The organism is Bradyrhizobium sp. JYMT SZCCT0180, from assembly GCF_018130165.1.
Taxonomy (GTDB): Bacteria; Pseudomonadota; Alphaproteobacteria; order Rhizobiales; family Xanthobacteraceae; genus Bradyrhizobium.
In genome coordinates, this window is sequence record NZ_JAFCLZ010000021.1 from 133,696 (window position 1) to 160,105 (window position 26,410).

At 62.0% G+C, this 26,410-nt stretch carries 26 protein-coding genes; 12 read left to right on the plus strand and 14 right to left on the minus strand.

Going from position 1 to position 26,410, the window contains the following annotated elements:
• Window positions 1–34 precede the first annotated feature (34 nt).
• A complete protein-coding gene (locus JQ641_RS28175; protein ID WP_211999130.1) occupies window positions 35–541 on the minus strand; it encodes a tripartite tricarboxylate transporter TctB family protein in 507 nt (168 codons plus the stop codon).
• Entirely contained in the window at window positions 538–1,530 is a 993-nt protein-coding gene (locus tag JQ641_RS28180) for a Bug family tripartite tricarboxylate transporter substrate binding protein (protein WP_211999131.1), read from the minus strand. The genes JQ641_RS28175 and JQ641_RS28180 overlap by 4 nt, the downstream gene beginning before the upstream one ends.
• A 199-nt stretch (window positions 1,531–1,729) precedes the next feature.
• On the opposite strand from JQ641_RS28180, the gene ribB reads away from it, so the two are divergent.
• The 4 genes from ribB (at window position 1,730) to JQ641_RS28200 (ending at window position 6,511) form a co-directional block, all read left to right on the plus strand.
• Entirely contained in the window at window positions 1,730–2,806 is a 1,077-nt protein-coding gene (gene ribB, locus JQ641_RS28185; RefSeq protein ID WP_211999132.1) for a 3,4-dihydroxy-2-butanone-4-phosphate synthase, read from the plus strand.
• A gap of 219 nt (window positions 2,807–3,025) precedes the next feature.
• Window positions 3,026–4,240: an acyl-CoA dehydrogenase gene (locus JQ641_RS28190; RefSeq protein ID WP_192735144.1), complete on the plus strand. Its 1,215-nt coding sequence runs from the start codon at window positions 3,026–3,028 to the stop codon at window positions 4,238–4,240.
• A gap of 194 nt (window positions 4,241–4,434) precedes the next feature.
• The gene (locus JQ641_RS28195) at window positions 4,435–5,361 is read left to right on the plus strand and encodes an MBL fold metallo-hydrolase (protein ID WP_211999133.1); all 927 of its coding nucleotides are present in this window, start codon (window positions 4,435–4,437) and stop codon (window positions 5,359–5,361) included.
• Window positions 5,362–5,395: 34 nt separating this feature from the next.
• Entirely contained in the window at window positions 5,396–6,511 is a 1,116-nt protein-coding gene (locus JQ641_RS28200) for a L,D-transpeptidase family protein (protein WP_349628638.1), read from the plus strand.
• 552 nt (window positions 6,512–7,063) lie between these two features.
• On the opposite strand, the gene JQ641_RS28205 is transcribed toward JQ641_RS28200, so the two are convergent.
• The 4 genes from JQ641_RS28205 to JQ641_RS28220 form a co-directional block, all read right to left on the minus strand.
• The gene (locus JQ641_RS28205; protein WP_211999134.1) at window positions 7,064–7,264 is read right to left on the minus strand and encodes an ABC transporter substrate binding protein; all 201 of its coding nucleotides are present in this window, start codon (window positions 7,262–7,264) and stop codon (window positions 7,064–7,066) included.
• 39 nt (window positions 7,265–7,303) lie between these two features.
• Window positions 7,304–8,149 (minus strand): DUF1499 domain-containing protein, encoded by an 846-nt coding sequence (locus tag JQ641_RS28210; protein WP_211999135.1) that lies wholly within the window; start codon window positions 8,147–8,149, stop codon window positions 7,304–7,306.
• Between the two features lie 148 nt (window positions 8,150–8,297).
• On the minus strand, window positions 8,298–9,197 hold the full coding sequence (locus tag JQ641_RS28215) for a LysR family transcriptional regulator (protein ID WP_249150767.1): 900 nt from the start codon (window positions 9,195–9,197) through the stop codon (window positions 8,298–8,300).
• Between the two features lie 440 nt (window positions 9,198–9,637).
• A complete protein-coding gene (locus JQ641_RS28220; protein WP_211999136.1) occupies window positions 9,638–11,266 on the minus strand; it encodes a fatty-acid--CoA ligase in 1,629 nt (542 codons plus the stop codon).
• An 82-nt stretch (window positions 11,267–11,348) separates the two neighbouring features.
• Here JQ641_RS28220 and JQ641_RS28225 point away from each other — a divergent pair, with 82 nt between their 5' ends.
• Window positions 11,349–12,491 carry an extensin family protein gene (locus JQ641_RS28225; protein ID WP_502755003.1) on the plus strand — a complete coding sequence of 381 codons (1,143 nt, stop codon included), beginning with the start codon at window positions 11,349–11,351 and terminating at the stop codon, window positions 12,489–12,491.
• A 278-nt stretch (window positions 12,492–12,769) separates the two neighbouring features.
• Here the strand turns inward: JQ641_RS28225 and JQ641_RS28230 are convergent, their stop codons facing one another.
• Window positions 12,770–13,453 carry a L,D-transpeptidase gene (locus tag JQ641_RS28230; protein ID WP_211999138.1) on the minus strand — a complete coding sequence of 228 codons (684 nt, stop codon included), beginning with the start codon at window positions 13,451–13,453 and terminating at the stop codon, window positions 12,770–12,772.
• 398 nt (window positions 13,454–13,851) lie between these two features.
• Here JQ641_RS28230 and JQ641_RS28235 point away from each other — a divergent pair, with 398 nt between their 5' ends.
• Together JQ641_RS28235 and JQ641_RS28240 are read left to right on the plus strand one after the other, a co-directional pair.
• Window positions 13,852–14,829, plus strand: a complete 978-nt coding sequence (locus JQ641_RS28235; RefSeq protein WP_192735137.1) for a magnesium transporter CorA family protein — start codon at window positions 13,852–13,854, stop codon at window positions 14,827–14,829.
• Between the two features lie 232 nt (window positions 14,830–15,061).
• Window positions 15,062–15,292, plus strand: coding sequence for a hypothetical protein (locus JQ641_RS28240; RefSeq protein ID WP_211999139.1), 231 nt, complete (start codon window positions 15,062–15,064; stop codon window positions 15,290–15,292).
• A 40-nt stretch (window positions 15,293–15,332) separates the two neighbouring features.
• On the opposite strand, the gene JQ641_RS28245 is transcribed toward JQ641_RS28240, so the two are convergent.
• The 3 genes from JQ641_RS28245 to pdxH all read right to left on the minus strand — a co-directional run bounded on the left by JQ641_RS28245 (window position 15,333) and on the right by pdxH (window position 17,679).
• Window positions 15,333–16,103 (minus strand): class I SAM-dependent methyltransferase, encoded by a 771-nt coding sequence (locus JQ641_RS28245; RefSeq protein ID WP_211999140.1) that lies wholly within the window; start codon window positions 16,101–16,103, stop codon window positions 15,333–15,335.
• 66 nt (window positions 16,104–16,169) lie between these two features.
• Entirely contained in the window at window positions 16,170–16,922 is a 753-nt protein-coding gene (locus tag JQ641_RS28250) for an SDR family NAD(P)-dependent oxidoreductase (RefSeq protein ID WP_211999141.1), read from the minus strand.
• A gap of 115 nt (window positions 16,923–17,037) precedes the next feature.
• Window positions 17,038–17,679 carry a pyridoxamine 5'-phosphate oxidase gene (pdxH, locus tag JQ641_RS28255; RefSeq protein WP_211999142.1) on the minus strand — a complete coding sequence of 214 codons (642 nt, stop codon included), beginning with the start codon at window positions 17,677–17,679 and terminating at the stop codon, window positions 17,038–17,040.
• Window positions 17,680–17,807: 128 nt separating this feature from the next.
• Here pdxH and JQ641_RS28260 point away from each other — a divergent pair, with 128 nt between their 5' ends.
• Both JQ641_RS28260 and JQ641_RS28265 read left to right on the plus strand, forming a co-directional pair.
• The gene (locus JQ641_RS28260) at window positions 17,808–18,206 is read left to right on the plus strand and encodes an RT0821/Lpp0805 family surface protein (RefSeq protein WP_502755004.1); all 399 of its coding nucleotides are present in this window, start codon (window positions 17,808–17,810) and stop codon (window positions 18,204–18,206) included.
• A 121-nt stretch (window positions 18,207–18,327) separates the two neighbouring features.
• Complete coding sequence (locus JQ641_RS28265; RefSeq protein ID WP_211999144.1) at window positions 18,328–19,281, plus strand: DnaJ C-terminal domain-containing protein; 954 nt, start codon at window positions 18,328–18,330, stop codon at window positions 19,279–19,281.
• A gap of 371 nt (window positions 19,282–19,652) precedes the next feature.
• On the opposite strand, the gene JQ641_RS28270 is transcribed toward JQ641_RS28265, so the two are convergent.
• Window positions 19,653–20,426, minus strand: a complete 774-nt coding sequence (locus JQ641_RS28270; protein WP_211999145.1) for an anti-sigma factor family protein — start codon at window positions 20,424–20,426, stop codon at window positions 19,653–19,655.
• Between the two features lie 82 nt (window positions 20,427–20,508).
• A complete protein-coding gene (locus JQ641_RS28275) occupies window positions 20,509–20,997 on the minus strand; it encodes an RNA polymerase sigma factor (RefSeq protein ID WP_211999146.1) in 489 nt (162 codons plus the stop codon).
• Between the two features lie 268 nt (window positions 20,998–21,265).
• Here JQ641_RS28275 and JQ641_RS28280 point away from each other — a divergent pair, with 268 nt between their 5' ends.
• Complete coding sequence (locus JQ641_RS28280; protein ID WP_211999175.1) at window positions 21,266–21,865, plus strand: histidine phosphatase family protein; 600 nt, start codon at window positions 21,266–21,268, stop codon at window positions 21,863–21,865.
• Window positions 21,866–22,042: 177 nt separating this feature from the next.
• On the plus strand, window positions 22,043–23,128 hold the full coding sequence (aroC, locus tag JQ641_RS28285) for a chorismate synthase (RefSeq protein ID WP_211999147.1): 1,086 nt from the start codon (window positions 22,043–22,045) through the stop codon (window positions 23,126–23,128).
• Window positions 23,129–23,210: 82 nt separating this feature from the next.
• On the opposite strand, the gene JQ641_RS28290 is transcribed toward aroC, so the two are convergent.
• Complete coding sequence (locus tag JQ641_RS28290) at window positions 23,211–23,411, minus strand: hypothetical protein (protein WP_211999148.1); 201 nt, start codon at window positions 23,409–23,411, stop codon at window positions 23,211–23,213.
• A gap of 475 nt (window positions 23,412–23,886) precedes the next feature.
• Between JQ641_RS28290 and JQ641_RS28295 the strand changes: the two genes are divergently transcribed.
• Window positions 23,887–24,126 (plus strand): hypothetical protein, encoded by a 240-nt coding sequence (locus tag JQ641_RS28295; RefSeq protein ID WP_211999149.1) that lies wholly within the window; start codon window positions 23,887–23,889, stop codon window positions 24,124–24,126.
• Between the two features lie 414 nt (window positions 24,127–24,540).
• Here JQ641_RS28295 and JQ641_RS28300 read toward each other — a convergent pair whose 3' ends face one another.
• Window positions 24,541–25,488 carry an ABC transporter substrate-binding protein gene (locus JQ641_RS28300; RefSeq protein ID WP_211999150.1) on the minus strand — a complete coding sequence of 316 codons (948 nt, stop codon included), beginning with the start codon at window positions 25,486–25,488 and terminating at the stop codon, window positions 24,541–24,543.
• Window positions 25,489–26,410 lie beyond the last annotated feature (922 nt).

Here is a 26,410-nt window from a genome sequence, read left to right on the forward strand (position 1 = left end):
GCGCCAATTGGCGCATCGGGGAATGACGGAATTGCTAAAACAGCCATTGCTTGAACACGCCCGCCGGCATCTGCACCTTGAGGAGCCGTACGAAAAACACCTCGAAAACGACCGCGATCACGACGGCGTAGATCGCAAGACGCACGATCGACCTGTTGGGATCGTCCGAGAGCAGCCACATGCTCGCCAGCAAAAACAGCGCCGAGGCGATCATGTTGCCGAGAACGGGCATCGCGACGAAATAGATTGCGAATGCCGCAAGCACGGAAAGCAGCCGGCGCAGGTCAGCACCATCGGGGAGCGTAAAGGTGGCCGGCATCGGATCGGCAGCACCGCCGTGCCTTTCAAGCAGCACCGAGATCGCCGAGAGCGCCATCAGCGCGGCCACCGCGATCGGGAAGATCGCAGCTCCGGGCTTGTGCCATCGCCCGAACGACAGCGTCTGCCAGGCGTCAAACGCGTAAGTTCCGGCCAGCAGCAACGCGAGCAGGCCGGCGGACCGCCGCGCCCGCGGCAGCCCAAAACTTCGCGCCGGCGTCACTTGTCGTCGTCCAGAAACTTGACGACCTCGCGGAACTTCTGGTCGTAGCCGGCGAGCTCCTTCTTCATGTCGTCGCCAATCTTGGGATCGGACGTGTAGCCATTGGCTTTCAGAAAGCTCTTGAATTCATCGCTCTCGACGATGGTCTTCGATACGGCAAGCAGTCTGTCGAGGATCGGCTTCGGCAATCCATTCGGGGCGATCACGTAATAGCCGACCGGGAAGGTATCCTTCCACGGCGTCTCGCCGATCGGCTTGGCGTCCGGCAGCAGGTCGTATTTGCCGTCCTGGAACACCGCCAGCACGCGCAGCTTGCCGGCATCGATTTGCCCCTTCATGCCCGGCGCAAAGCCGGCGGTTCCGTCGACGCGGCCACCGAGCGCGGCCAGCGTCGCCTCGCCGCCGCCGCCGGTAAACGGCACCGTGGCGATGCGCAGGCCGGAAAGCTTGTTCAGTTGCTGGATCGCGATGTCGTTGACCGAGCGCAGGCCGGAGACCGAAACCTTCAGCTTGCGCGGGTTGGCCTTGGCGTCGGCCAGAAAGTCATCGAGGTTCTTCCAGCGCGATTCCGCCGGCACCGCGAGGATAACAGGCAGATCGGACAGCTTGGCGATCGACTGGTAGTCATCGGCCGATTTCCAGGCCAGCCCCTTCATTTCGAGGGGTTGGTAGGCCAGCGACGAACTGGAGCCGAGCCCGATCGTGTAGCCGTCCGGCTTGGCGCGGATGACCGCGCCCGTGCCGATGGTCGCGGAGGCGCCCGGCTTGTTCTCGACGATGACCTTGACCTTGAGTTGTTTCTCCAGCAGCTCGGAATATTTGCGGCTGATCGGGTCGGTCGAGCCGCCCGGTGCGTAGGGCACATAGAAGGTGATCTCGCGGGTCGGCCATTCGTCGGCGGCGGGAGCGGGGTGCGACAGGCCCGCGACCCCTGCCATCAGGGCGAACCCCGCCCATGCCATCAGGTGGAAATTCAACCGAAAACGCATATGTCTCTTCCCCGAATGGTGCTTCTTGTTTTTATGGGTGCGACCATGGCGATTGAAGCCGGACCCCGTCAATGGTTTCCTGCATGCCGATTTCGTACAGCGAAACGTCGCAGGCGACGTTCTGCCCTGCGTATTGATGCTGGCGCGGGCCCATGAGTCCGGCTAATGCACTCCCTGTCCAAAGCGAGAATTTGAGAAAATGGCCGATACGATCCAGGAAGTTCTGCAAGCCTTTGCCAACGGCGAACTCGTCGTCGTCACCGATGATGACGACCGGGAGGGTGAGGGCGATTTGATCGTCGCCGCCTCGCTCTGCACCGCCGAGAAAATGGCGTTCATCATCCGCCATACCTCGGGCATCGTCTGCGCGCCGATTACGCAGGAAGACGCGCGCCGGTTCCGGCTCGATCCGATGGTCGCGCATAATGATTCCAACCACACCACCGCCTTCACGGTCTCGATCGACTACAAGCCCGATGGCGGCACCGGGATTTCGGCGGACGAGCGCGCCTCCTGCTGCCGGGCGCTGGCCAACCCGAATGCCGGCGCCAGTGATTTTGCCCGGCCCGGTCATATCTTTCCGCTGATCGCCCGCGACGGCGGCGTGCTGCTGCGTTCCGGTCATACCGAGGCCGCGGTCGATCTCTGCAAGCTCTCCGGCCTGCCGCCGGTCGGCGTCATCTCCGAGTTGATGAACGACGACGGCACCGTGATGAAGGGCATGCAGGTCGCAAAATTCGCTGCCACCCACAAGCTCAAGCACGTCACGATCGCTGACATGATCGCCTACCGCCAGGCGCGCGAGAAGCTGATCGAGCGGGTCGCGACCTTTACGACGGACAGCCCGATCGGGCCGCTGCAGGGCTACGCCTATCGTTCGCCGTTCGATGAGATCGCGCACGCTGCCTTCGTCTATAACGGCATCGGCGACGGCAAGAACGTGCTGACGCGGCTGCACAAGCCCAACATCGTCAAGGATCTGTTCACTGGCCAGGCGCGCATGCAGATCGTGCTGAACCATTTCAAGCAGGCCGGCCGCGGCGTGCTGGTGTATTTGCGCGACGGCGCCGCCGGCGTTCCGGTCGAGCCGGTCGGCGAGCAGAAATCCGCCGAGGCCGATCGCAACCGGCAATGGCGTGAAGTCGGCGTCGGCGCACAAATATTGCGCGATCTTGGTATCACTTCGATCCGGCATCTGACGTCGTCGGTCCATGACTACAAGGGACTGTCCGGTTTCGGGATCGAGATCGTCTCCAACGAACGGCTAGAAGGGTAGCTGCACTCGTCATTCCGGGATGGTGCGTTAGCACCAGACCCGGAATCTCGAGATTCCCCAGGGCGCAATTGCGCCCCTGAGGTTCGCGCTGCGCGCGCCCAGATGCGCAATTGCGCATCGGGGAATGACGTGAAAGGCCCAATTCAATTGCGCTTCGGACGATAGCGCACTAATTTGGCCGCCAATTCCAATCAGGACAGTGATGCGAAAGGGATTTTTATGAGCGTGCGCCCTCAGTCCAAGGACAAACCGACATCGGCGGGTTTCCAGTGGGACGATCCGTTCCTGCTCGACGAGCAGCTTACCGAAGACGAACGCATGATCCGCGACACCGCGCGAGCCTATGCGCAGGACAAGCTGCTGCCGCGCGTCACCAAGGCCTATCTCGAGGAAAAGACCGATCGCGAGATCTTCAACGAGATGGGCGAACTCGGCCTGATCGGCATCACGCTGCCGGAAGAATATGGCTGTGCCAGTGCAAGCTATGTCGCCTATGGCCTGGTGGCGCGCGAGATTGAGCGCGTCGATTCCGGCTATCGTTCGATGAACTCCGTGCAGTCCTCGCTGGTGATGCACCCGATCTACGCTTATGGCGACGACAGCCAGCGCAAGAAATATCTGCCCAAGCTCGCGACCGGCGAATGGGTCGGCTGCTTCGGCCTGACCGAGCCGGATGCCGGCTCCGATCCCGGCGGCATGAAGACCCGCGCCGAGAAGGTCGCCGACGGCTACCGGCTGACCGGCAGCAAGATGTGGATTTCCAACGCGCCGATCGCCGACGTCTTTGTCGTTTGGGCCAAGTCCGCCGCGCATGACAACCAGATCCGCGGCTTCATCCTGGAAAAGGGCATGAAGGGCCTGTCGGCGCCGAAGATCGGCGGCAAGCTTTCGCTGCGGGCCTCGATCACCGGCGAGATCGTGATGGACGGCGTGGTGGTGCCGGAGAGCGCGCTGTTGCCCAATGTGTCCGGTCTGAAGGGACCGTTCGGCTGCCTCAACCGCGCCCGCTACGGCATCTCCTGGGGCGTGATGGGCGCCGCTGAAGACTGCATGGCGCGCGCGCGCCAATACACGCTCGAGCGCAAGCAGTTTGGCCGGCCGCTGGCCGCAACCCAGCTGGTGCAGAAGAAGCTCGCCGACATGCAGACCGAGATCTCGCTGGGCCTGCAGGCCTCCTTGCGCGTCGGCCGCCTGATGGACGAGGGCAAGGTGGCGCCGGAGATGATCTCGATCGTCAAGCGCAACAATTGCGGCAAGGCGCTCGACATCGCCCGCGTCGCCCGTGACATGCACGGCGGCAACGGCATCCAGATCGAATATCACGTGATGCGCCACTCTTCGAACCTGGAAACCGTCAACACCTATGAAGGCGCCCACGACGTCCACGCCCTGATTTTGGGCCGCGCCATCACGGGCATCCAGGCGTTTTCGTAAGGGCCTTGGACAGAGGAGTCCCGGCCATGGCCCCGCATGTTGCTGTCATCGCCCGCGAAGGCGGGCGATCCAGTACGCCGCGGCCTCGCGTTCGCCCCCGAACTCCGGCGATTACTGGATACCCCGCCTTCGCGGGGTATGACGACTGTGGTTGCTTCGCACGTCATGCCTGTAACGCCCTATAGGAAATCCCCATGGCCGAAACCGAAGACGAAACCATCCCGTTCAACCGCGACTTCCCGCTTCAGCCTGGAGTCGTCGACGAAGCCCGCCCGGGCGTACGGCGGGTCCTCTGCGACAATCCGAGCCCCTTCACCTTCACCGGCACGGTCAGTTACATCGTGGGCAGAGGCAAGGTCGCGATCATCGATCCCGGCCCGAACAATGAGGCGCATGCCAAGGCGCTGCTGGACGCCGTGCGCGGCGAAACCGTGACGCATATCCTGGTCACCCACACCCACAACGACCATTCGCCGAACACCGCGCGGATCAAGGCCGCGACCGGCGCGCCTGTCTATGCCGAGGGGCCGCACCGCGCTTCGCGGCCGCGCTTCGAGAGCGAGAAGCACAATCCGGAATCGGGCGCCGACCGCAACTTCCGGCCGGACATCGAGGTCAAGAACGGCGACACCATCGAAGGCTCCGGCTGGGCGCTGGAAGCGGTGGCAACCCCCGGCCACACCGCCAACCATCTGGCGTTCGCCTGGCCCGAGCGGAAGATCAGTTTCGTCGGCGACCACGTGATGGGCTGGTCGACCTCGATCGTGGCCCCGCCTGATGGCTCGATGATCGACTACATGGATTCGCTGGCGCGGCTGGAGAGCCGCCCTGAGGACCTGTATTTCTCGGGCCATGGGCCGGAAATTCCGGAAGGCCCGCGTTTTGTGCGTTTCCTGACCCGGCACCGCCGCGCGCGCGAAGCCTCGATCCTGCATCGCCTAGGCAAGGGCGAGACCGACATCGCGACGATGGTGCGCGCGATCTATATCGGCCTCGATCCGCGGCTGAGCGGTGCAGCCGGCTACTCGGTGCTGGCGCATCTGGAAGATCTGGTGTCGCGCGGCATCGTGACGACCGACGGCGATCCCGTGATCGGCGGCACCTACCGGATGGCTTCCTAGAACGAACCATCTTTCGTCACGTTCGAGGTAAGCAGTGATCCGCGCCATGGTCCGACGTGCACTTGTACTGACCGCGGCCTTTGTCGCGGGGCTGGCGCCGGTCATGTGCCTTGGCGAAAGCAGCAATCGGTTACCGGCCAAGGCAACAAAGGAACTTCCCCCCGAGCTGCTCTCGCTGCTCCAACAGAAGCAGATGCCCAAACATTCACCTATCGTGGTGCGCCTTTTCAAGGAAGAGGCGGAGCTCGAAGTCTGGAAACAGGACACCACCGGCCGTTTCCAGATCCTCAAGACCTATCCGATCTGTCGGTGGTCCGGCGATCTTGGGCCGAAGCTGTACGAGGGCGACCGTCAGGCTCCAGAGGGATTCTATACGGTTACACCTGAGTTGATGAATCCCAACTCCAGCTTCTATCTTTCGATCAACCTCGGCTACCCCAACAGATTCGACAAAGCGAACAACCGCGACGGCAGCTTCCTCATGATCCACGGCGACTGCTGGTCGAGCGGTTGCTATGCCATGACCGACGAACAGATCAGCGAGATTTATTCGCTGGCGCGCGACACATTCCTCGGCGGGCGGCCGTCATTCCAGGTCCAGGCCTATCCGTTCCGCTTGACGCCGGCGAACCTGGCGCGGCATCGAAATAATCCGAACCTGGCCTTCTGGAAAATGCTCAAGATCGGCAACGATCATTTCGAGACGACGCAACTCGAACCCAAGGTGGATGTGTGCAATCGCCGCTATGTATTCGATGCGCAACCTCCCCCAAATTCGCCGCATCCTCTTGTGTTCAATGCATCCGAAAAATGCCCCGCCTTTGTCGTCAATCCGGAAATCGCGCGGCGGGCGCGGGAAAAAAATCGCATCGACGAGCTCGAATACGCCCGATTGCTTGAAGACAACGTACCGGTTGCCCCGATCTACAGCGGATTGGACGGCGGGATGAACAAGGCTTTTCTCGCGCGGTTTCCCGGCAGAGTGACGCTTGCGAAAGTGATGCCGTATGCATCTTACCTGCCGCAATTGCCGCCGATCCCCTGGATCGACAACGATGGCTCGTTGACGAGTAAATGGTTTGGCGCTTCATTCTCCAAACCGATTGTGTGTGATCCGGCTCGTGCCAGATTCCCATCGAGCCGTTGCTGAACTCTTGTCCAACGTCCGCTATGCGTCAAACACGTCACTTTGACAGCGCGCCGCGAACGTCCGCCTCTCCCCGATCAGCGGACATTGCCGGTCAGGTGCGTCACGGCGGGCTACAAAAGCTTGCGCCACTAGATGGAGCTAGAAATCAATCCTTATCGTGCGAGTACTTCTCCAAAAGGAGCCGATTGTACTCATCTCTTACAGCTCTTCGTGAAACATGCCCTTTTCGCTCTTTGGCAATCTTCAGAAGATCAGGATCAGTTGGTGCCCGTGATTTCTTTCTGAATCTGGCAAAGAGTTGGCTAGTAGGCTCCGGGGTTCTTCCAAACAGCCGGTCAAACCATCCCATGGTGTCCTCACCGGTCATACTGCGAATTACGACACTCTATCATCTTGAATTTAGGACACTAGGGTTGGCTTGCGCCTTGGCCGGCTCGCCGGCTTCTTGGTGACTGGCGACGTCCATTTTGCCGCGCATGACAGACTCAAGCCGGACATCTCGCCATGTCCGAAAACGCTACAACGAGACTGATGCGTCGCAACAAGAAAGCTCTACTCGATCACCTCGTCGGCGCGAGCGAGCAGTTCCGGCGTTAATTGCAGCCTGAATTGCGGTGCTGATGTTTGGTTCACGACCAGCTCTAATTCAGTTGGGGCTTGAACAGGCAGTTCGGCAGGATTGGCGCCGCGCAAGATTCGATCAACATAGGATGCGGCTGTCCGGTTAGGGCAATCTTGAGTGTCGTTCTGCACCTGCGCAACCGCGCGGGCAGGGCAACCGCAGTCAGCTTGCTACTGCTTCTTCACCGTCTTGGCCGGCGCCTTCGCGGGCGCCGCCGGTTTCTTGGTGGCCGGCTTGGTGTCGGCCACGGTGTTGATGTCCTCGATCAGCTTGGTGACGCGCGCGGCGTTGCTGCCGAGGTCGCTGTCGAAATAGCGTGAGGCGGAGCGGATATCGACGCGGGAATCCTCGCCGTCGGCCTTGATGCGGATCGAGACGTCTTCGCGAAATCCCATGATCATCGTTTGCGCGATCGCCTCGATGCGCCCCTCGCGGCGCGCCTGCGGCGGGCGTTCGTCGACGACGCGCCATTTGCGCTTGTTGACGAGCGCGAGCGTGATCTCATAGGCACGCTGCGGCGGGACCTCGAGCTCCACCGTCTCGATGTCAGGGTAAGCGACGCGCTGCTGCTCGGCGGAATACAGCCCGGCATAAACCGCGGGATTGGTGCCATCGCCGGCGCGCAGCGGGGCCAGCGCCTGGAAGCGTGGCGGATCGATCGAATCGGTGGTGATGTCGTAGATCCGCGGCAGCTTGCGGTATTGCAGGGCCAGATAGGCGGGGTAGGCGAGGATGGCGGCGTCGATCAACAGCGCCAGCAGGATGCGGCCCATGCCGCGCGAACCGTTCTGCCAGATCGCGGCAAACGCGGCGAGGCCGACCAGGATGGAGAGGCCGGCCAAGGCCAGGGCGCCGAAGAACGTCGCCAGCGCCGGCTTCATTTCGAGGAAGCCGAAGCGGACGATCAGGATCGACACCACCACCGCAATCAGTGAGAACAGTGCGAGGTTGCGCGCCCATGTGGCGAGGCTGGACACGGGCTCCGTCTGGTAGGGAGCGGAAAACCTGCGGGCCATCCTCAAACTTCCATCATGAATTCGGCTGCCGTTCCGGTCGCAATGCTGGAGACCCGGCGCCCTGAACTAGCGCATTTTCCGCACCTCTGGAAAGCAGCTTGCGCCGGAAAATCAGTCCAAATGGTGGTGCAAGGAGCATCATGGCGCGTCATGCCGGATGGCTGAACTGTGTGACCACAAAGTCGATAAAGGCCTTGATGCGCGGGGCGCGGTGGCGGCCGGGGACGGTCAGCGCATGGATCGGAAACGTCTCGGGGATGTGGCTATCCCCAAGCAGCGGAACGAGCGTGCCTTGCTGTATTGCCCGCGCGACCATGAAATCCGCCAACCTGGCGACGCCGAGTCCGGCTACCGCCATATCGAGCAGCAGGTCGGCATTGTCGCTGGTAAATGTGCCTGACACGGCGAGGCGATTGATGCCCTCATGGGTGTGGAAGGGCCATTGCGACCACGCCGGCCCGGGTAGCGTCAGGCAATTATGCTGCTGCAGATCAGCCGGCACGTGCGGCGATCCCCGTTGCTTCAAATAGAGCGGACTGGCGCAGATAACGCGTGTCGCGTCACCGAGCTTGCGCGCCACAAGGGTTGAGTCGCCGAGCGCGCCGGAGCGGATGGCGACGTCGACCTGCTCGGCAACCAGGTCGACCTGGTGGTCCGAAACATGAAGCTCGACGCTGATGTCTGGATATTTGGCGAGGAAAACAGGAAGGGCGGGCCCGAGTATCTGTTTGGCGAGGGCTGTCCCGACGCTGATCCGCAAGTGACCGCGTGGCAGCCGGCTTGCCGCCGTTACCTCGGCCTCGGCGGCTTCGATCGATGCGAGGATGTCCCGGCTCCGGGCCAGAAACAGATCGCCCTCGGCGGTCAGGGCGAGCCTGCGCGTGGTCCTGGTCAACAGGCGCACACCCAGCCGGTCTTCGATGCGCGTGACCAGCTTGGACAAAGCAGAGGGGGTCAGGCCGAGATCGTCTGCCGCGGCCGCAAAGCTGCCCCGCTCGACCACCCGCACGAACCCATTCATCTCGGCCGAGGCTGCGTTGATATTCATGAATTTAGTTCACGAGTGAATATAAATACTAGCCGATTATATCACGTTGGAAACGTAATAATAGTGGTCGCAGTCAATAAAGGAGCGGCCGCCATGTCTTGGGAAATGAAGCTGCACGGTCACGTAAGGGCTGTTGAAGGTGCGCTGCGCCATCCGGACGGCAGCCCCGATATCGCCGCTTACGGCAGGATCGCTCACCGCGAGCGGGACGCGGCCGTCGTTGCCGCCGTGCAGGACACAGCCCGCAGCCTGCGCGCGATGTGGTCGTCGATCTGGCGTGTCTTGGGTGGGTCCTTGGGCCGTTCGGGGCGCATCCGGTCGAATGCGCCCCTCCGAGGCTAGAGCGTTTTCCAGCGAAGTGGACGCCGGTTCGCGTCAAGAAAACGCGTCAAACCAAAAAATCTAGAGCCCCGTTCCGATTTTATCGGAACGGGAAAGGTCTAAGCCGCAGCGTTCGGGAAACGGTAGCTCTTGAACTGGTCGCGCAGCGCGGTCTTCAGGATCTTGCCGGTCGCAGTGTGCGGAATGCCCTCGACGAAAGCCACGTCGTCCGGCATCCACCATTTCGCGATCTTGCCATCCATGAATTTCAGGATGTCCTCGCGGCTTGCCTGCTGGCCGGCCTTGAGTTGCACGATCAGGAGCGGGCGCTCGTCCCATTTGGGATGATAGATGCCGATCACGGCGGCCTCCGCCACCGCGGGATGGCCGACCGCGAGGTTCTCCAGATCGATCGATGAAATCCACTCGCCGCCAGACTTGATAACGTCCTTGGAGCGGTCGGTGATGCGCATGTAGCCGTGCTGGTCGATGGTCGCGACGTCGCCGGTGTCGAAATAGCCGTGCTCGTCGAGAATCTCGCTATCGACCTTGAAGTAGGCCTTCGCGACCGCAGGGCCTGCGACCTTGAGCCGGCCAAAGGTCTTGCCGTCCCACGGCAGTTCCTTGCCGGCATCGTCGGTGATCTTCATCTGAACGCCGAACGGCGGATAACCTTGCGTCTGCAGGATATCTAGCCGTTCCTCGCCGCCGAGTTCGGCAAATGGCGGCTTCAGCGCCGCCACGGTGCCGATCGGGCTCATCTCGGTCATGCCCCAGGCGTGGCGTACGCGAACGCCCATGTCGACGAACGCCTTGATCATCGAGCGCGGCATCGCCGAGCCGCCGCATACCACGCTCTTCAGGTGGGGCAGCTTCAGGTTTCCGGCGGCCATGTGATTGAGCAGCATCAGCCACACCGTCGGCACGCCGGCGGTGTGCGTGACCTTCTCGGTGTCGAGAAGCTCATAGACCGAAGCCCCGTCGAGCTTGGCGCCCGGCATCACGAGCTTGGTGCCCATCGAGGGTGCGGAGAATGCGATGCCCCAGCTGTTGGCGTGGAACAACGGCACCACCGGCAGCATTGTCTCGGCGGCGCTGGTGCCGAGAGCGTCGACATTGTTGGCCATCAACCCGTGCAGCACGTTGGAGCGGTGCGAATACAACACGCCTTTTGGATCGCCGGTGGTACCCGAGGTGTAGCACATCGCGGCTGCGGTATTCTCGTCGAAGGTCTTCCACTCGAACTTGCCGTCGGCTTCCGCGATCCAGTCCTCATAGGCGACCGCGTTCTTCAGCGTGGTCTGCGGCATGTGGGCCTTGTCGGTGAACACGATGTAGCGTTCGACGCTGGGCAGGCTGCCTGCGATCTTTTCCAGGATCGGAATGAAGGTGAGATCGGTCATCACCACGCGGTCCTGCGCATGGTTGATGATCCAGGCGATCTGGTCGGGGAACAGCCGCGGGTTGACGGTATGGCAGATCGCGCCGATGCCCATGATGCCGTACCAGGCTTCAAGATGGCGCCAGGTGTTCCATGCGATGGTGGCGACGCGGTCACCGAGCTTGATGCCGTCGCGGTCGAGGCGCTGCGAGACTTTCAGCGCACGATCGCGAATTTCGGCGTAATTGGTGCGATGAATGGGCCCTTCGACCGACCGCGTGACGACCTCTTGCGTACCGTGATACTGCGCCGCGTGTTCGATAATCCGGTGGCAAAGCAAAGGCCAGTCTTGCATCAATCCGAGCATACCCACGTCCCTCCCAAAGGTTATTGTCTCGCGCATGATCCGCCAAAGTGCCGGTGTCTTGGCGTGCGATCATGGAATTGACATGAACTGTAGCGCGGAGAAAGCAAGCCGAAAATGGGCTTTTGGCGCCTTTGGTCGCACGGCAGCGGCAATGGTTACCGTTGCGGTGGGCCTGCTTCTGCCCGGCGTGTTCTGCGAACCGGCCCTGGCGGCCAAAGCCTCCCGATCGACGCCTTGGGGCGACCTGTTCGGGATCCACCCGCCGAAGCCGCGGGCAAAGGTCCACCGTGCGGTGGTGCCGCTCCCGCAGCCGCGCCCGGCCGATGCCCCCTCCGCTGAGGAGCTTGCCAAAGAAGCTGTCAAAGAAACTGCCAAAGAAACTGCCAAAGAAACTACCAAGGAGACCACGAAGGAAGGCAAGCCCACCGAACAGGCCACACCCCAGCCACCTCCGCCCTCGGCCTGCCGGCTGGCGCTGACGGAGGCCATCGCCATTGCTCCCAGCATTCCCGATATCCGCGGCGCCGGCGGCTGCGGAGGGGAGGATCTGGTGCGGCTCGAGGCGATCGTGCTGCCGGACAAGCGTCAGGTCTCGGTGAAGCCGGCGGCGATCCTGCGCTGCGCGATGGCTTCTGCGTTGGCGGACTGGATTCGGTCCGACATCGCGCCGCTGGCGGCGCGCCTCGGCAGCACGATCAGCGATCTCGACAATTTCGACTCGTTCGAATGCCGCGGCCGCAACCGCATCGTCGGCGCACGACTCTCCGAGCACGGCCGCGCCAATGCGCTCGACGTTCGTGCCCTCAAGCTGGCCAATGGCCGTTCAATCTCGCTCACTGATCGCACCGTGCCGCGCGAGGTGCGCGAAGCCGTGCTGCATTCGGCGTGCGCGCGGTTCTCGACGGTGCTGGGTCCGGGGTCGGACTGGTACCACGAGGACCACATCCATCTCGATCTCATGGAACGGCGGAATAATTACCGGATCTGCCAATGGAACGTGTGGGACCCGCTGCCGCAGACAGCGCCGCTGCTGCCGGCCGAGCGGCCGGAAGAGGCGCCGCCACGCGAGGTTGCCGCAAAATCCGACGGGTCCAAATCTGACGCCGCCAAACCCGCGGCGGCGAAATCCGGCGCCGCCCCGGCGGATGAGAAATCCGATGCGGCAACGTCCGATCCCGATCCCAAGCCCGCAACAAAAAAGCGCCGGCAAAACCGGCGCTCATGATTGTCCACTTGCGGCGTCACCAGTCGCGCCCAATACGTGACGATTCATTGGCGTAACTCCAGCGTTTACGTGCCGGTTTGGGCTCATTGCGGAAGATGGCTGTGTCATTCTGGCCGCATTGCCGCGGACTCTGCGGATTCCGCGGATTCCGGTCGATATTTTAGCCACACCCTCGTTTCAATGCGGCTGATTGCGCGGGTTGGCCGCGATAGCGCGCGACCAAATAAAAACGCCGGCAAAGCCGGCGTTTTGATCTCGTCGCGATGGGATGCAATCCGCTATTGCGTTATCGAACTGCCGCCGCCCTGGAGCGCCATCTTCGAATTGTACGGCGAGTCACCCTGCTTGGGGTCGAGCACCACCACGATCGTGCCTTGCTTGACCTTGCTATAGAGGTCGATGACGTCCTCATTGGTCATGCGAATGCAGCCCGAGGAAATCGATGCGCCGATATATTCCGGCTGATTGGTGCCGTGAATCCGGAACAGGGTGTCGCGGCCGCCCTGGTAGAGATAGAGCGCGCGGGCGCCGAGCGGATTGTCGACGCCGCCGGGCACCGACGCGGGCAGGCCTTCGATACGCTTGTGGATATCAGCGGTCGGCGTCCATTTCGGCCATTCAGCCATGTTGCCGACCTTGGCAATGCCGGAGAAGGCCAAGGCTTCTTCGCCGACGGTGATGCCGTAACGGATCGCCTTGCCGCCGTCCTGCACCAGGTAAAGATAGTGGTTGTCGGAATCGACCACGATCGTGCCGGCCAGTTCGCGGCGGTGATAGTCGACGATGGCGCGGCGGAACGGTTCGGCCACCGGAACCTTGGCGTAGCGCGCCTTTGCCAGCTGGACCTTGTCGTTCGGCTTGAGCGTGGCCTCCGGCGCGGCCTGATAGCTCGTGGTCTGCATGCAGCCCGACAACATCAGGCCCGCAGCCAGAATTCCCAACTTTGCCTTCAGCGACGTCATTGCACTTCCAATCGAACAATATCGCGATTACGCGCCAATTTGCGTCGTAACCGCCACGATTCCAATAATCCCATTATTGGCAAAAACCGGTAATTATTCCAGTGCTTAGACGCTTGTTCGGCGCTGCGGGAGGCTGGCTGTGGCTTTTTTGCCGCAAGTTTTTCGATTTCCGGTTGATTTATAGGCAACGCCGGCGTCCTTGCCGAATCGTGGCCACGCTGCCGCCACCCCATCGCCATAAATGTGGATGGCGGGTTAATACGCCAGTCATCAAGCGCTTGCCAGAATCGCGTTTAGTCCGCTCGGTGCCTGTGGCGTTTTCGTGCGGAGCGGGTACGGGTTTCGCGTGAAGAAGACACGCCAGAACCAACGACCGCTGCCCTGTTCCGGAGTTTCCCATGTTGTCAGTGTACGTCCCCTCTGAATCCACCCTGAAGAAAGTCGAGGTGCCGGAGCCGGCGACGTTGCCGGAGGCCGCGGTCTGGATCGACATGGTGAAACCGACGAGCGAGGAAGACCGCGCGGTGGAGCGGCTGACCGGGATCGCGGTGCCGACGCGGGAGGACATGCAGGAGATCGAGATTTCCAGCCGGCTCTATATCGAGAACGGCGCGCGCTACATGACCGCGACGCTGATGTGCCATTCCGACACCGACATGCCGCGGACGACGGCCGTCACCTTCATCATGGCCGGTCACCGTTTGGTAACCGTGCGCTACGACATGCCGAAGCCGTTTGCCCTGGTGGAAAACAAGCTGGGGCGGTCGTGCATGCCGGGCATCACAGGCGAAATGGTGCTGATGGAACTTGTCGACGCGGTGATCGACCGTTGCGCCGACATTCTGGAGAAGGTCGGCGCCGACGTCGATCAGGTTTCCCATGACATCTTCGAACCCGAAAGCGAGCGTCACGGCCAGGCCAAGCGATATTCGCAGATCCTGATCGCGATCGGGCGCAAGGGGGATTTGACCTCGAAGGTTCGCGAGAGCCTGGTCTCGGTCGGCCGCGTCGTCACCTTCCTCTCGGCGGTCATGGAAGGCGTCAAATGGTCCAAGGACATGCGCGAGCAGCTCAAGACCATGCAGCGCGACGTCGCCTCGCTGACCGACCATGCGTCCTACCTTTCCAACAAGATCACCTTCGTGCTCGACGCCATGCTGGGCGTCGTCAATCTCGAGCAGAACAACATCATCAAGCTGTTCTCGGTGATGGCCGTGGTCTTGATGCCGCCGACGCTGATCGCCTCGATCTACGGCATGAATTTCAAGGCGATGCCGGAGCTCGAATGGGCGCACGGCTATCCGATGGCGCTGGTGATGATGCTCATGGCAGCCGTGCTGCCTTACTTTCTTTTCAGATGGAAGAAGTGGCTGTAGTCGCAACCTGGCTGTAGTCAGCAAGGTGACTGTCGTCACTGAGGTGACTGATGTCACCGAGGTGGCCGTAGTAACCGAGATGTTAAGGCGCGCGCATGATCTCGGGGGCATTCATGCACCTTCAAAAAAAACAGGAAGCTGCCCCAATTGTACGAGTAAAATTTGAGCGTCGCGATGAACCTTTGCGCGACAGCTTTCTGCGATAACGCTGTCACAAGCCGCGAGGACAGCAATGGTTGAAAAATTCATAACGTCACCCCGCAACGTCATCGATTTTGCGAGCTACCAGCAGGGCCGCATCGTTGGCAAGGCGCAGGCGATCGCGGCGCGGCTCTGCCGGCATTGCGGTGCTGCGCTTGCCGATGGCGAGAACGAAGACGAATGCTCCAGCGCCTTCAACGTCGAGGCGATGGACCCGCGCAACGCGCCAAGAAAAACGCGGAGCAAGTTCTACGCCGAGTGATCTGAACCAGTGGCAGCCTGATCTCGCTTGGCTGTCCAGTCTATCGCTTCACCTGCTGCGCCGTCGTCACCACGACCTCGGTGAGGTGGCCGTCGCGGCTCAAGGGAAGCAGACGCTGCTCAACATCACGCAGCATCGCTTCCACCTTGTCGCCAAGCACATCAGGCGAGGATGACGAGAAGGTGAGCACCCGGCGCGCCAGGTCGCGCACGCTGACCTCGTGGCTGGTCTCGACCCTGATCACATCGGCCGCGTGAAACCGCGTGCCGGCGAAAAAGCCCGCCAGATCCCGATGGGTTCGCGCGCCGCTCCCTGCCTCCGACCACAGGCTTTCCTTCGACCAGGTGCGCCGCGTGGTGTTGTAGTCGTCGAGCCACGGGTTGCGTCCATCCGTGGCAGAGAAAGATGCGCAAACGAGAATGACGCCGTCGGGCACCACCAGCCGCTCGAGGCGCGCCAGCGTAGCTTCGCGATCCATCCAATGTAGCGCCCTCCCGATCGTCACGACATCGAAGCCGCCGATGTCGTCAGGCAGATCTTCGGCTTTGCCTGCGATCAGGGTGAAGGCTTGCGAAACGTGCGCCGCCGCGTTCTTGGCGGCGGCGAGCATGGCCGGCTCCGGATCGACGCCGACGATGCGGCCAACATAGGGGGCAAAGCCGAGCGCCAGCAGCCCGGGCCCGGTCCCGAGGTCGATGAGCGCGTGTTGCTTCCCGAATGCCAGCCGCTGCGCCACCTCGCGAAAGAAGGCGGGCGGATAAGGCGGCCGCAATTCCTCGTACAGCGCAACCGTGGTGGCAAAGCGTCCCATGGTGAGGCCGACAACCCTCTTGTCGATCGGAACGGGTGCAGGATCGCACCCGCACCGCAAGAGCGGCTAAACGTGCTGGCCGCCGTTGATGTGGATCTCGGCGCCGTTCACGTAACTGCTGGTTTCGGTGCACAGCACGTAGATGATCTTGGCCACCTCGTCCGGTGTACCGAGGCGGTGCATCGGGATCTGCTGATCGACGATCTTCTCGGTGCCCGGCGACAGGATCGAGGTGTCGATCTCGCCCGGCGCGATCGAATTGACGCGGACGCCGACGCGGCCGAAATCGGAGGCCATTTCACGCGTCAGTGAAGCAAGTGCCGCCTTCGACGTCGCATAGGCCACGCCGGCGAACGGATGCACGCGCGAGCCCGCAATCGAGGTGACGTTCACCACCGAGCCCTTGGTGGCCTTCAATTCCTCGATCAGCCCGCGCGCCATCATGATGGGGGCGAAGAAATTCACCCGGAAAACATGGCTCCATGTCTCGATGTCGGTATCCATGGTGCCCATCCGCGTGCCGCCTGCAGTCTTCGGCGAAATCGCGGCATTGTTGACCAGCGCGTGCAGCGCGCCGCCTTCGAGGCGTTCGCGGATTTCCGAAATCGCCCGCGTGGTGTCGGCATGGTCGCCAAGATCGACCTGGATGTGATCCTCCGGCCCGGCATCCCACGGACAGTTGTCGGGGAAGGGATGCCGCGAGCAGGTGATGACGCGCCAGCCGGCCGATGAAAAGCGGATCACCGTGGCATGGCCGATGCCGCGGCTGGCTCCGGTCAGGAGCAACGTGCGTCGCGGCGCATTGGTGGAAGTCGACATCAACGATTCTCTCATTCTCCGTCATGCCCGGCCTTGTGCCGGGCATCCACGTCTTGCTTTTGCTGTCGAAGAAAGACGTGGATGGCCGGGACGAGCCCGGCCATGACGGCTTACTTTAGGGATAGAGCCGGACTTTGGTCCATGGTTGAACCGGCGCGTCGCGGCGGAATTCGATGCGGTCGTGGAGGCGGAACGGACGGTCGTGCCAGAACTCGAAACGGACCGGCTCGATGCGCCAGCCGCTCCAGCCTGGCGGACGCGGCACCTCGCCGATGACGTGCTTGGCGGCGACCAGCGCGATCGCCTGTTCGAAGGCAAAGCGGCTTTCCAGCGGCTGCGATTGCTTAGAGGCCCAGGCGCCGATCTGCGCCTGCTTCGGGCGGGTGGCGAAATAGGCGTCGGCTTCTTCCGGCGTCACGGGCGACACGTTGCCGCGGATGCGCACCTGACGGCGCAGCGATTTCCAGTGAAATAGTAAAGCCGCCTTAGGATTTGCGGCGAGTTCGCGGCCCTTCTGGCTGGCGATGTGGCTGTAGAACACGAAACCATCCGCATCATAGCCTTTCATCAGCACCATCCGCACGTCGGGAAGGCCGTCGGCGTCGACGGTTGCGAGCGCCATCGCGTTGGGGTCGTTCGGCTCTGCCTTCACGGCTTCGGCGAACCACGCACCGAACAACGCAAACGGTTCCTCGGCGGCGGTAAAATCACCCGATGTTAACGGTGTCGGGTGTTTGATGGAGGTTGTGTCGGTCATGCCAGGAGTTCCAGTTGCGTCCGTTCGCGTCAGAGAGCGCGCTACAGTCCCAGTATAGGTTCGCCCTATATAGGACATGGGGACGCATTGGCCTATCGGCGATCCGGCCGGCGGGCGCGGTGATGACCATGATTTTGATCGGCCTCGGCGCGGGCGGTTGCAGCATGTCCCGCTCCGACGTCCTCGCCAAGCTGGAAGAAAAAGACGTGACCGGGTCGGTGACGCCACCGGCCGCCCCTCCGGTGCCGACTGAGAGCGATCTGGCCTTTGCCCGCACGGCCGCCTCCGATGTACTGACAAAAGGCGGCAAGGATTCCAGCCAGCCCTGGGAAAACCCCGAAACCGGCGCGCGGGGTTCGGTGACGCCGCTGTCCCAGGCCTATGCCTCGGACGATGGCCGCACCTGCCGGGATTTCCTGGCCAGCTACGTCAAGGATCGTGCGGAAAGCTGGCTGCAGGGCGCCGCCTGCCGGGGTGAGCAGGGTCGATGGGAAATTCGCACCCTCAAGCCCTGGAAACGGAGCTAAACTACCCCAGGCGTTTTGGGGCCTGGGCAGTTGCAAAAATGCAACTGGCTCCCCAGATGAAGGCAAAGCGGGCGAATAGCCCTTTGGTTAGAACCGATTTCCCGTGAAGGAGACGTGACGGATGCGCGACCCCTATGAGGTCTTGGGGGTGCCGCGGGGCGCCAGCGCTGCGGCGATCAAGAGTGCTTACCGCAAGCTCGCCAAGAAGCATCACCCCGACAGCAACACCAACGACCCGAAATCCGCGGCGCGTTTTTCCGAGATCAACTCGGCCAACGAGATCATCGGTGACGAGGACAAGCGCAAGCAGTTCGATCGCGGTGAGATCGACGCCGAGGGCAAGCCGCGCTTTCAGGGCTTTCCCGGCGGCGGCGCGCGTGGCCGTGCCGGCGGTCCGGGCGGCGGCTTTGAAACCCACACGTTCCGCAGCGGCGGCGGGCCCGGCGGCGGCGGCTTCGAGGACATCCTCAACAGCATGTTCGGCGGCGCGGCCCGCGGGCAACGTCCTGGCGGTGGCAAAGGATTTGAATTCGACACCGGCGGGATCGGCCTCGACCTCGATCTCAGCGTCGCCATGACGGTGTCGCTGGAGGAGTCGGTCAAGGGTGCCGAGAAGCGCGTCCGGCTGCCGACCGGCAAGGAGCTCAACGTCAAGATTCCGGCAGGCGTCGCCGCCGGTCAGCAAATCCGGGTGAAGGGCCAGGGCGAGACCGCGCAAGGCCATCCGCCGGGCGACCTCCTGATCACCGTCAGCATTGCGCCGCATCCCTTCTTCAAGATCGACGGCAGCGATCTGCGGCTCGAGCTGCCGATCACGCTCTATGAGGCGGTGCTCGGGGCCAAGATTCGGGTGCCGACCCTCGGCGGCGCGGTCGAATTTCCGATCCCGAAGAACACCTCCAGCGGCCGCACCTTCCGTCTCAAGGGCAAGGGGCTGCCGAAGGCAGGCGGGACCGGCGACCTGTTCGTCACGACAAGGATTATTCTCCCCGACGGGAACGATGCCGAGCTTGAAGCATTGATGCAAAAGTGGCGCGACGGGCACCCTTACAATCCGCGCAGCGATTTCGGCTGACCAAAAACACGTCTAATAAACGAGCGGAGTGCGGCAGGCCATTTCCCGATACAATTCAGGCGCTTCCCTTTAAAAGGGCGGCCTCGAAAGGGGGACCAGCGCGGTACCAAACCCCGATCGAGGCCGCTTGCGCCGATCGGCGGATCGAGCGCCACTCATTTTCGCGTGATCACCCAGTGCGATAATGAGACGCGCCGATGTCTTGATTCCAGATTTTCAATGTCAGAATTGGGACAAACCGCTTGACCTAAAGCGTTTTCGAGCAAGGCGAGCCCCGCACTTGATGCGGAGCGGACACCGGCCCGCGTCAGCAAACCGCAACAAACACGCGCACATTCAGCAGGTGGTGGACGTGGGTTCGACCCGTCGGTTCAACCCCCGGTCTTTTCCATCTGGTCGTACACGGACTGGGCTATCTGCGTCAGTCGGCCACGGTCGCCGACGCTGCTCACCACCACATAGGCCACGCCGCGATCGGCCCAGAACAAGGCGCTCTCCTTGCCCTCTGACGAAAATCGCATCTGCGTCGCCTCGGCTTCCGACTTTGCCGTGTAGATCGTGAAGCGCTCGCCCGATGCGCTCTCATACATCATGAACGAGGCAGGCCCGGTGGCGCCGGGCAACAGCCGCCCGCCGACCAGCTTCAATCCCGCCGCGGTCAATTCCGGCGCGCGCACCAGCCAGCCGCAGCGCTTGGTCAGCCATGCCTGCAGATGCGCGCGTTCGCTGCCGGGTACTTCGACGGGATGGCGCACTTCGACCACATAGAGCCGGTGCGCATCGAGCGCATCGGTCGTGAAACTCTGCAGCGCCGAGGGGGCTGCTGCGGCCCCGCGCGCCATCCAGCCGATACCGCCGCCGACAATGAATGCCGCCAGCGTTGCGGCAATCGCGCCGTAGAACCATTTGCGCGGCTGGCGCACCAGCCGCTCGATCTCGAGCCGCCTCGGCACCGCCTCATCGACGATGCCGTCGTAGCGGACATGCAGCGCTTCCGCCATCGTGCGCCACGACCGCACGCGCGCCGCATCGTCGGGGTGCGTCGCGAGCCACGCTTCGACATCGCCGCGGCGCTCCGCCGGCAGCTCGTTGTCGACGTAAGCATGCAGCTCGTCTTCGGTGACGGGAATATGGGGGTTGGTCATCGTCGTCGTCTCTGTCTATTCGTGATCTGAATCTGCCTATGCATATCGCCTGCCATCACGCGTCTTGGTTGAACCTTCTGCATCACTTCACCCGCCTGAGCGCGGTGCGTTCGCCCTCGAGCGAGGCTTTGACGTGCGCGCGCGCGCGGGCAAGCCGGGACATCACGGTCCCGATCGGTACGCCCAGGATGTCGGCGACCTCGCGGTAACTCAACCCTTCCAGCATCACCAGCAGCAGCACCGAGCGCTGCTCTTCCACCAGCGTCGTCAACGCGCGAGCGATGTCGCGGCCTTCCGCCTCGGTCCCGCTGGCGTCCGGGTTGTTGTCGAGCAGCGGCATGAATTGCGGCCGCCGCGCCAGCGATCGCCGCCGGTTCTTGTTGAGGTTGGTCAGGATCGTATAGAGCCAGCTCCTGACGTCGCCGCCGAGAAACAACCGTTCCGAACGCAACGCGCGCACCAGCGTGTCCTGCACCAGATCGTCGGCGATATCGGCGTCGCGCGCGAGCGCTCGCGCGTAGCGGCGCAGCGCCGGAATCATGGCTTCGACACTTTGGCGAAACGCGGTCATTGTCACCCGATATTCAGGTCGGTACGGCGCGAACGCCTTAACCAACATAACACCTAAACGACGCGTCTATTCCGCCTGTCGAGGCCGAGGCAAGACAGCGTTGATCCCAGGGTTAATCCCAAGGTTAATCTTGGGATTACCCTCAAGCGGATTTGGACTGTACCCCGCTTCAGCGCTGGTGTACCTCCAGCCGTAATACCAAGGCGCGACTGGAAGCCGCATGCCGCGCGCTCTCCCATTCGTCGCTCAGGGAATAGCCGCCAGTCCGATGCCTGCGCCCGTCATCTATTACATTCGCCATGGCGAGACATCGTGGAATGCGCTGGGCCGGCTGCAGGGCGTGCAGGATATTCCGCTCAACGATCTCGGCCGCAAGCAGGCGGCCCATGCCGGCAACGTCCTCGCCGATCTCTTCGCGCGCGACGGTCGTGACAAATCGGAGCTGGCATTTGTCGCGAGCCCGCTGATCCGCGCCCGCGCGACGATGGAGCTGGTGCGCGGCTCGCTGAAGCTGCCGCGCGACGGCTACGCGCTCGACGATCGTTTGCGCGAGATCGGCTACGGCGAGTGGGAAGGCGCGACGCTGCCAGAGATGCAGCTGCGCGACCCTGATCTCTATGCCCGACGCCAGGCCGAGAAATGGACGGTGTCGCCGCCGGGCGGCGAAAGCTATGTCGACGTGCAGGCGAGGATGCAGGATTGGTATGCGTCGGTGGCATCAGACACCGTCGCGGTGGCGCATGGCGGCACCGCGCGGGCCCTGATGGTGGCGCTCGGCATCGAGACGCCGCTCAGCGCCGCCGACCTGACCATCGAACAGGGGGCCGTTTACGTCTTCCGGGACGGGGCGCTGCAGAAGTATAGTTAAACCAGCCGTCGTCATGCCCGGGCTTGTCCCGGGCATCCACGTCTTTCTTTGTATATACAGCAAGTAAGGCGTGGATGGCCGGGACAAGCCCGGCCATGACGAAGACGAGGGTATTTGACCCCTTGAGCCGCGCGCGTTAAGTCAGAATTGACTTACTGTTCGAGGCTGCGCGCAAAAATGTCCTTCAACACCTTCGGCCACATGTTCCGGGTCACGACCTTCGGCGAGAGCCACGGGGTCGCGATCGGCTGCGTGGTCGACGGCTGCCCGCCGCTGATCCCGCTGACATCAGAGGACATCCAGCAGGATCTCGATCGCCGCCGTCCCGGCCAGTCGCGCTTCACCACCCAGCGCCAGGAACCGGATGCGGTCAAAATCCTGTCCGGCGTGATGGCCCATCCCGAAACCGGGGTGCAGGTGACGACGGGAACGCCGATCGCGCTGCTGATCGAGAACACCGACCAGCGCTCGAAGGACTATTCCGAGATCAAGGACAAGTTTCGTCCCGGCCATGCCGACTTCACCTATGAGGCCAAATACGGGCTGCGCGATTATCGCGGCGGCGGACGCTCGTCGGCGCGCGAGACCGCCACAAGGGTCGCGGCCGGCGCCATCGCGCGAAAAATCCTGCCCGATGTGAAAGTGCGCGGCGCGCTGGTGCAGATGGGTCCGCACAAGATCGATCGCGACAAATGGGACTGGGACGAGATCGCGCGCAATCCGTTCTTCTGCCCGGACAAGGACAAGGCCGCGTTCTTCGAGCAGTATCTCGACGGCATCCGCAAGAGCGGCTCCTCGATCGGCGCCGTGATCGAAGTCGTCGCCGAAGGCGTGCCGCCTGGCCTCGGCGCGCCGATCTACGCCAAGCTCGACGGCGAACTGGCGGCGGCGATGATGAGCATCAACGCGGTGAAGGGCGTCGAGATCGGCGCCGGCTTTGGCGCCGCCGAATTGTCGGGCGAGCAAAACGCCGACGAGATGCGCACCGGCAATAACGGCACGCGCTTCCTGTCCAACCATGCCGGCGGCGTGCTGGGCGGCATCTCCACCGGACAGCCGGTGGTGGTGCGCTTTGCGGTCAAACCGACGTCGTCGATCCTGTCGCCGCGCCAGACCGTGGATCGCTCCGGCGCCGACACCGACATCATGACCAAGGGCCGTCACGATCCCTGCGTCGGCATCCGCGCGGTGCCGGTCGGCGAGGCCATGATGGCCTGCGTGCTGGCCGATCACCTGCTGCGCCATCGCGGGCAGGTCGGCTGAATAGGTTTGTAGGGCGGATTGGCGACCTGTCCGCCGTAGCTCAACGAGCGAAGGCGGAAGCGCAATCCGCTGTTTTTGGATCTTAGTCCTTGCGGCCGTTATTGTCTGCGCGCTGATCAGCAGATATGTCGGGGACATTGAACAAAGCAGCTGGCTTGGTCCGCGTGATCATTGCGTCGTAATTGCCCGCAAGGCGTAACAGGCGTTGCTTAATGAATGGATCGGCTTGAGTGGCGAGTTCACGTATCTGTCGTGCTCGCTCCTTGTAAAAATCATCGTCCATCTGGGAATCCCCACTAAACACCTCGATGGCTTATAGAGACGATCTCGTCTTGTTCATGTGATTGAGGACACAGTTCAGGCATTTTCTGCGATTTACTGGTACTGTTCCGCGGGTCGTAATCGTTCGCGAATGCAGCGTTTACAGTTTCTGGCGCGCATGGTCGTCGGCCACCGCGGAATGCTTCCACGGCGATAACAAGAGATAAAGGTCGCAGGCATTCGCGCGCTGCGACCCGCCGGGCGCAAAAAAAATTAGTAATAAAAATGCTCGATCCGCCAATCCCGGTTATCCCAGAGACTGCCCCCGGTATCGACGAGTGTGGAGTCAAAATTGAAGTTCCCGCTGCGAAACACATCAAGTGTTGCGAACCCGAGACACAAAGAGGATAGCCGTCACGCGCCTCGCAAGTGGAACCCGAATTGCTCTTGTTCTGTTAGGTATAGGCCGAGCGGCCCCCAACCAGCCGAGCCAACCTATGCCCAAGGTCCTCGTTTCAATGCCGGAATTGCAGCGTCGAGCGTTGTTAGAAGTGAGAAGGCAGCCCGGCTGTCATAACGTCCAGGAAATAGCGATCAATCGTGCTGCAAAGCACGCTGAAAATAACTGGTCGCTCTGTGTGCTCGCAGCGGGCGCGGCAGATGCCAATACCGCCGCGCGCGCGGCGATTCACGTCCAAACTGTTTTGCGCCGGGACTATGATCTGCTGACGGATTGATCTGTAGGTTCATAAATGGAAGGCGGAGATCAAATGGACCACCGCTTCACATTCTCGATATTCACGATTGAGATCAACGACAGGCCAACGCTTGCGCTGCAGGCTAAGAGGCACGCGGACGCGGAACGTCTTTGCGAACACGGCCAGTTACGCACAAAGTTGAGCACAATCACGTCTCATGGGACCCCGTTGTGCGATGCCACCGCCACGATGAAGGTCAGGTTGGCTACCGCTGAAGAAGCAGCTCTTTATCGGCGAGCAACGCAATCGACCGAGCCATCAAGTGACACTAGCGTTGTGTATCTTGTGGATCTCGATGGATAAGCCGCGAGTGTCCGCTTTGCCTACGCATTACGGACTCAACGCGGACATCGAGCCAGGTCCGTTTCGTGCCATTACCGGAAGTCGCCGCGTTCATTCAACCACCTCGTCGGCGTGTACCAAGAATGACTCCGGTATCTTCAAACCGAGTGCCTTAGCCGTCTTCAGATTGATGACGAGGTCGAACTTGGTCGGCTGTTGGACCGGTAAGTCGGCGGGCTTCGCCCCGCGCAAAATCTTGTCGACAAAGTTAGCCGTAAGCCGCAATAGCTCGGTCATGTTCGCGCCATAGGACATCAGCCCGCCCGCGTCGACGAAGTCTCGGACTTCAAAAATCGTTGGAATTCGCCCCGCCAGCGCCCGGGTGGCAATGGCGAAGCTGAGTGGGACACCAACGACATACAGTGCATCCGCACGGCCCTTGATGGCCTCGAAGGCCGGTGCAGCATCCTCGGCGCGCCGGATTTCCAATATGGTCGCCTCAAGGCCGAGCGTGGAGGCCGTCGCCTGTATCTCATCCATCCTGCTCTGGAAACGGGGACTATTGGCATTGACCATTACCGCCAAGCGGCGGAAACCAGGGACAACCTCGCGCAGCAGATCGAGGCGCTTGCCAGCAAGACCGATCGGATTGAGCGCTAGGCCAGTCGCATTACCGTCCGGTCGCGCCAAACTTGCGACGAGGCCGCTGCCAACCGGGTCGCCGGAAACAAAGACAATTGGGACGAGCGATGTCGCATGCTTTACCGCGAGGGTCGGAGATGCCCCCACTGTGACAATGACATTGACCTTGAGCCGGACAAACTCGGTCGCGATTTCGGTGAAGCGCTCGGTGCGTCCTTCCGCAGACCGATACTCAATCGCAACGGTCTGCCCCGCGATCCAACCGAGTTCGCGCAACCGCTGCTCGAAACTTGGGGCCGACCGGGCCGGGCCAAAGAATCCGATGGTCGGCAGCTTCGCGGCCTGCTCCGCCCGCGCCATGCTCGGGACCATAACCACCGCGACGCCGACGAGCGAGATGAACTCGCGTCGCTTCATGTTCATCCCCACGCAGGGAGACTATCGTACCGGCCTATTCTAGCATCCCGCGCGGCTGAGTGCACCTTGAACATGACTCGTGAAGGATTGGCCAAACGTCCGTTTAGGGTCAATCGCGTCGGTTTGGCCAGACCACAACTACTTCCGGTCTACCCCTGTGAACCGACATTCTCAGGATAAGCAGGCACGTCTCAAATGTGCCAATACCGGAAGTGACAGCGGGAAGCTGGCGATCAAAGGTTTTGCCAGCGTCAAACAGCCGAAGCTCTCTCAAGCGGTTCGATCAGCGACCTCGCTGAAAACGGCTTTGTGAGATAGGCGAGGCATCCGGATTGATGCGCAGCCTCGCGAACCCAGGGGTATCGTTACCGGTCGTGAGGTAACGGGCACGGAAACGCCTGCGGCTTTGAGACTATGTCTCAGTTCGAACCCCGATCCGTCGCTCAGGTTGCTCCAATCCGCTCTACCGACGTGGCTGCGTCGCTCCCCACGCAAGCGCAATCTCGCGAGCCGCGTGCGACAAATCAACCCGACGGGCAAATCAATTCTGTTTTACGGAAATCGTGTCAAGTCCTAAATTTCCGAAAATCAAAAACATTTCCCTTCCCTCCACCCCAAATCACCGGCACATTCTCGCAATCCCGTCCCACTCTGAGGGGCGTTGGCCATCGTCACAACGAGGGGCGGGTTGCGGTGGACGCAACAGTTGCGATTGACGGTCGTGGCTGAAGCGTACGGCGAAAGCGTGTGGTCCTGGCGCCCGTAACGGCGTCAAGCTCTGAAGAAGCTAACGCTTCGGAGGGGTGACGGTGGCAATAGAGGCCGTCTCACCGGGGAGAGCGCGTTATAAGCCGTAAAGCCATTGCGCAGGGAATGTCGGATGTTCTCCGCTGCCCTGTATGCTCATGTGCAGCATTCTTAT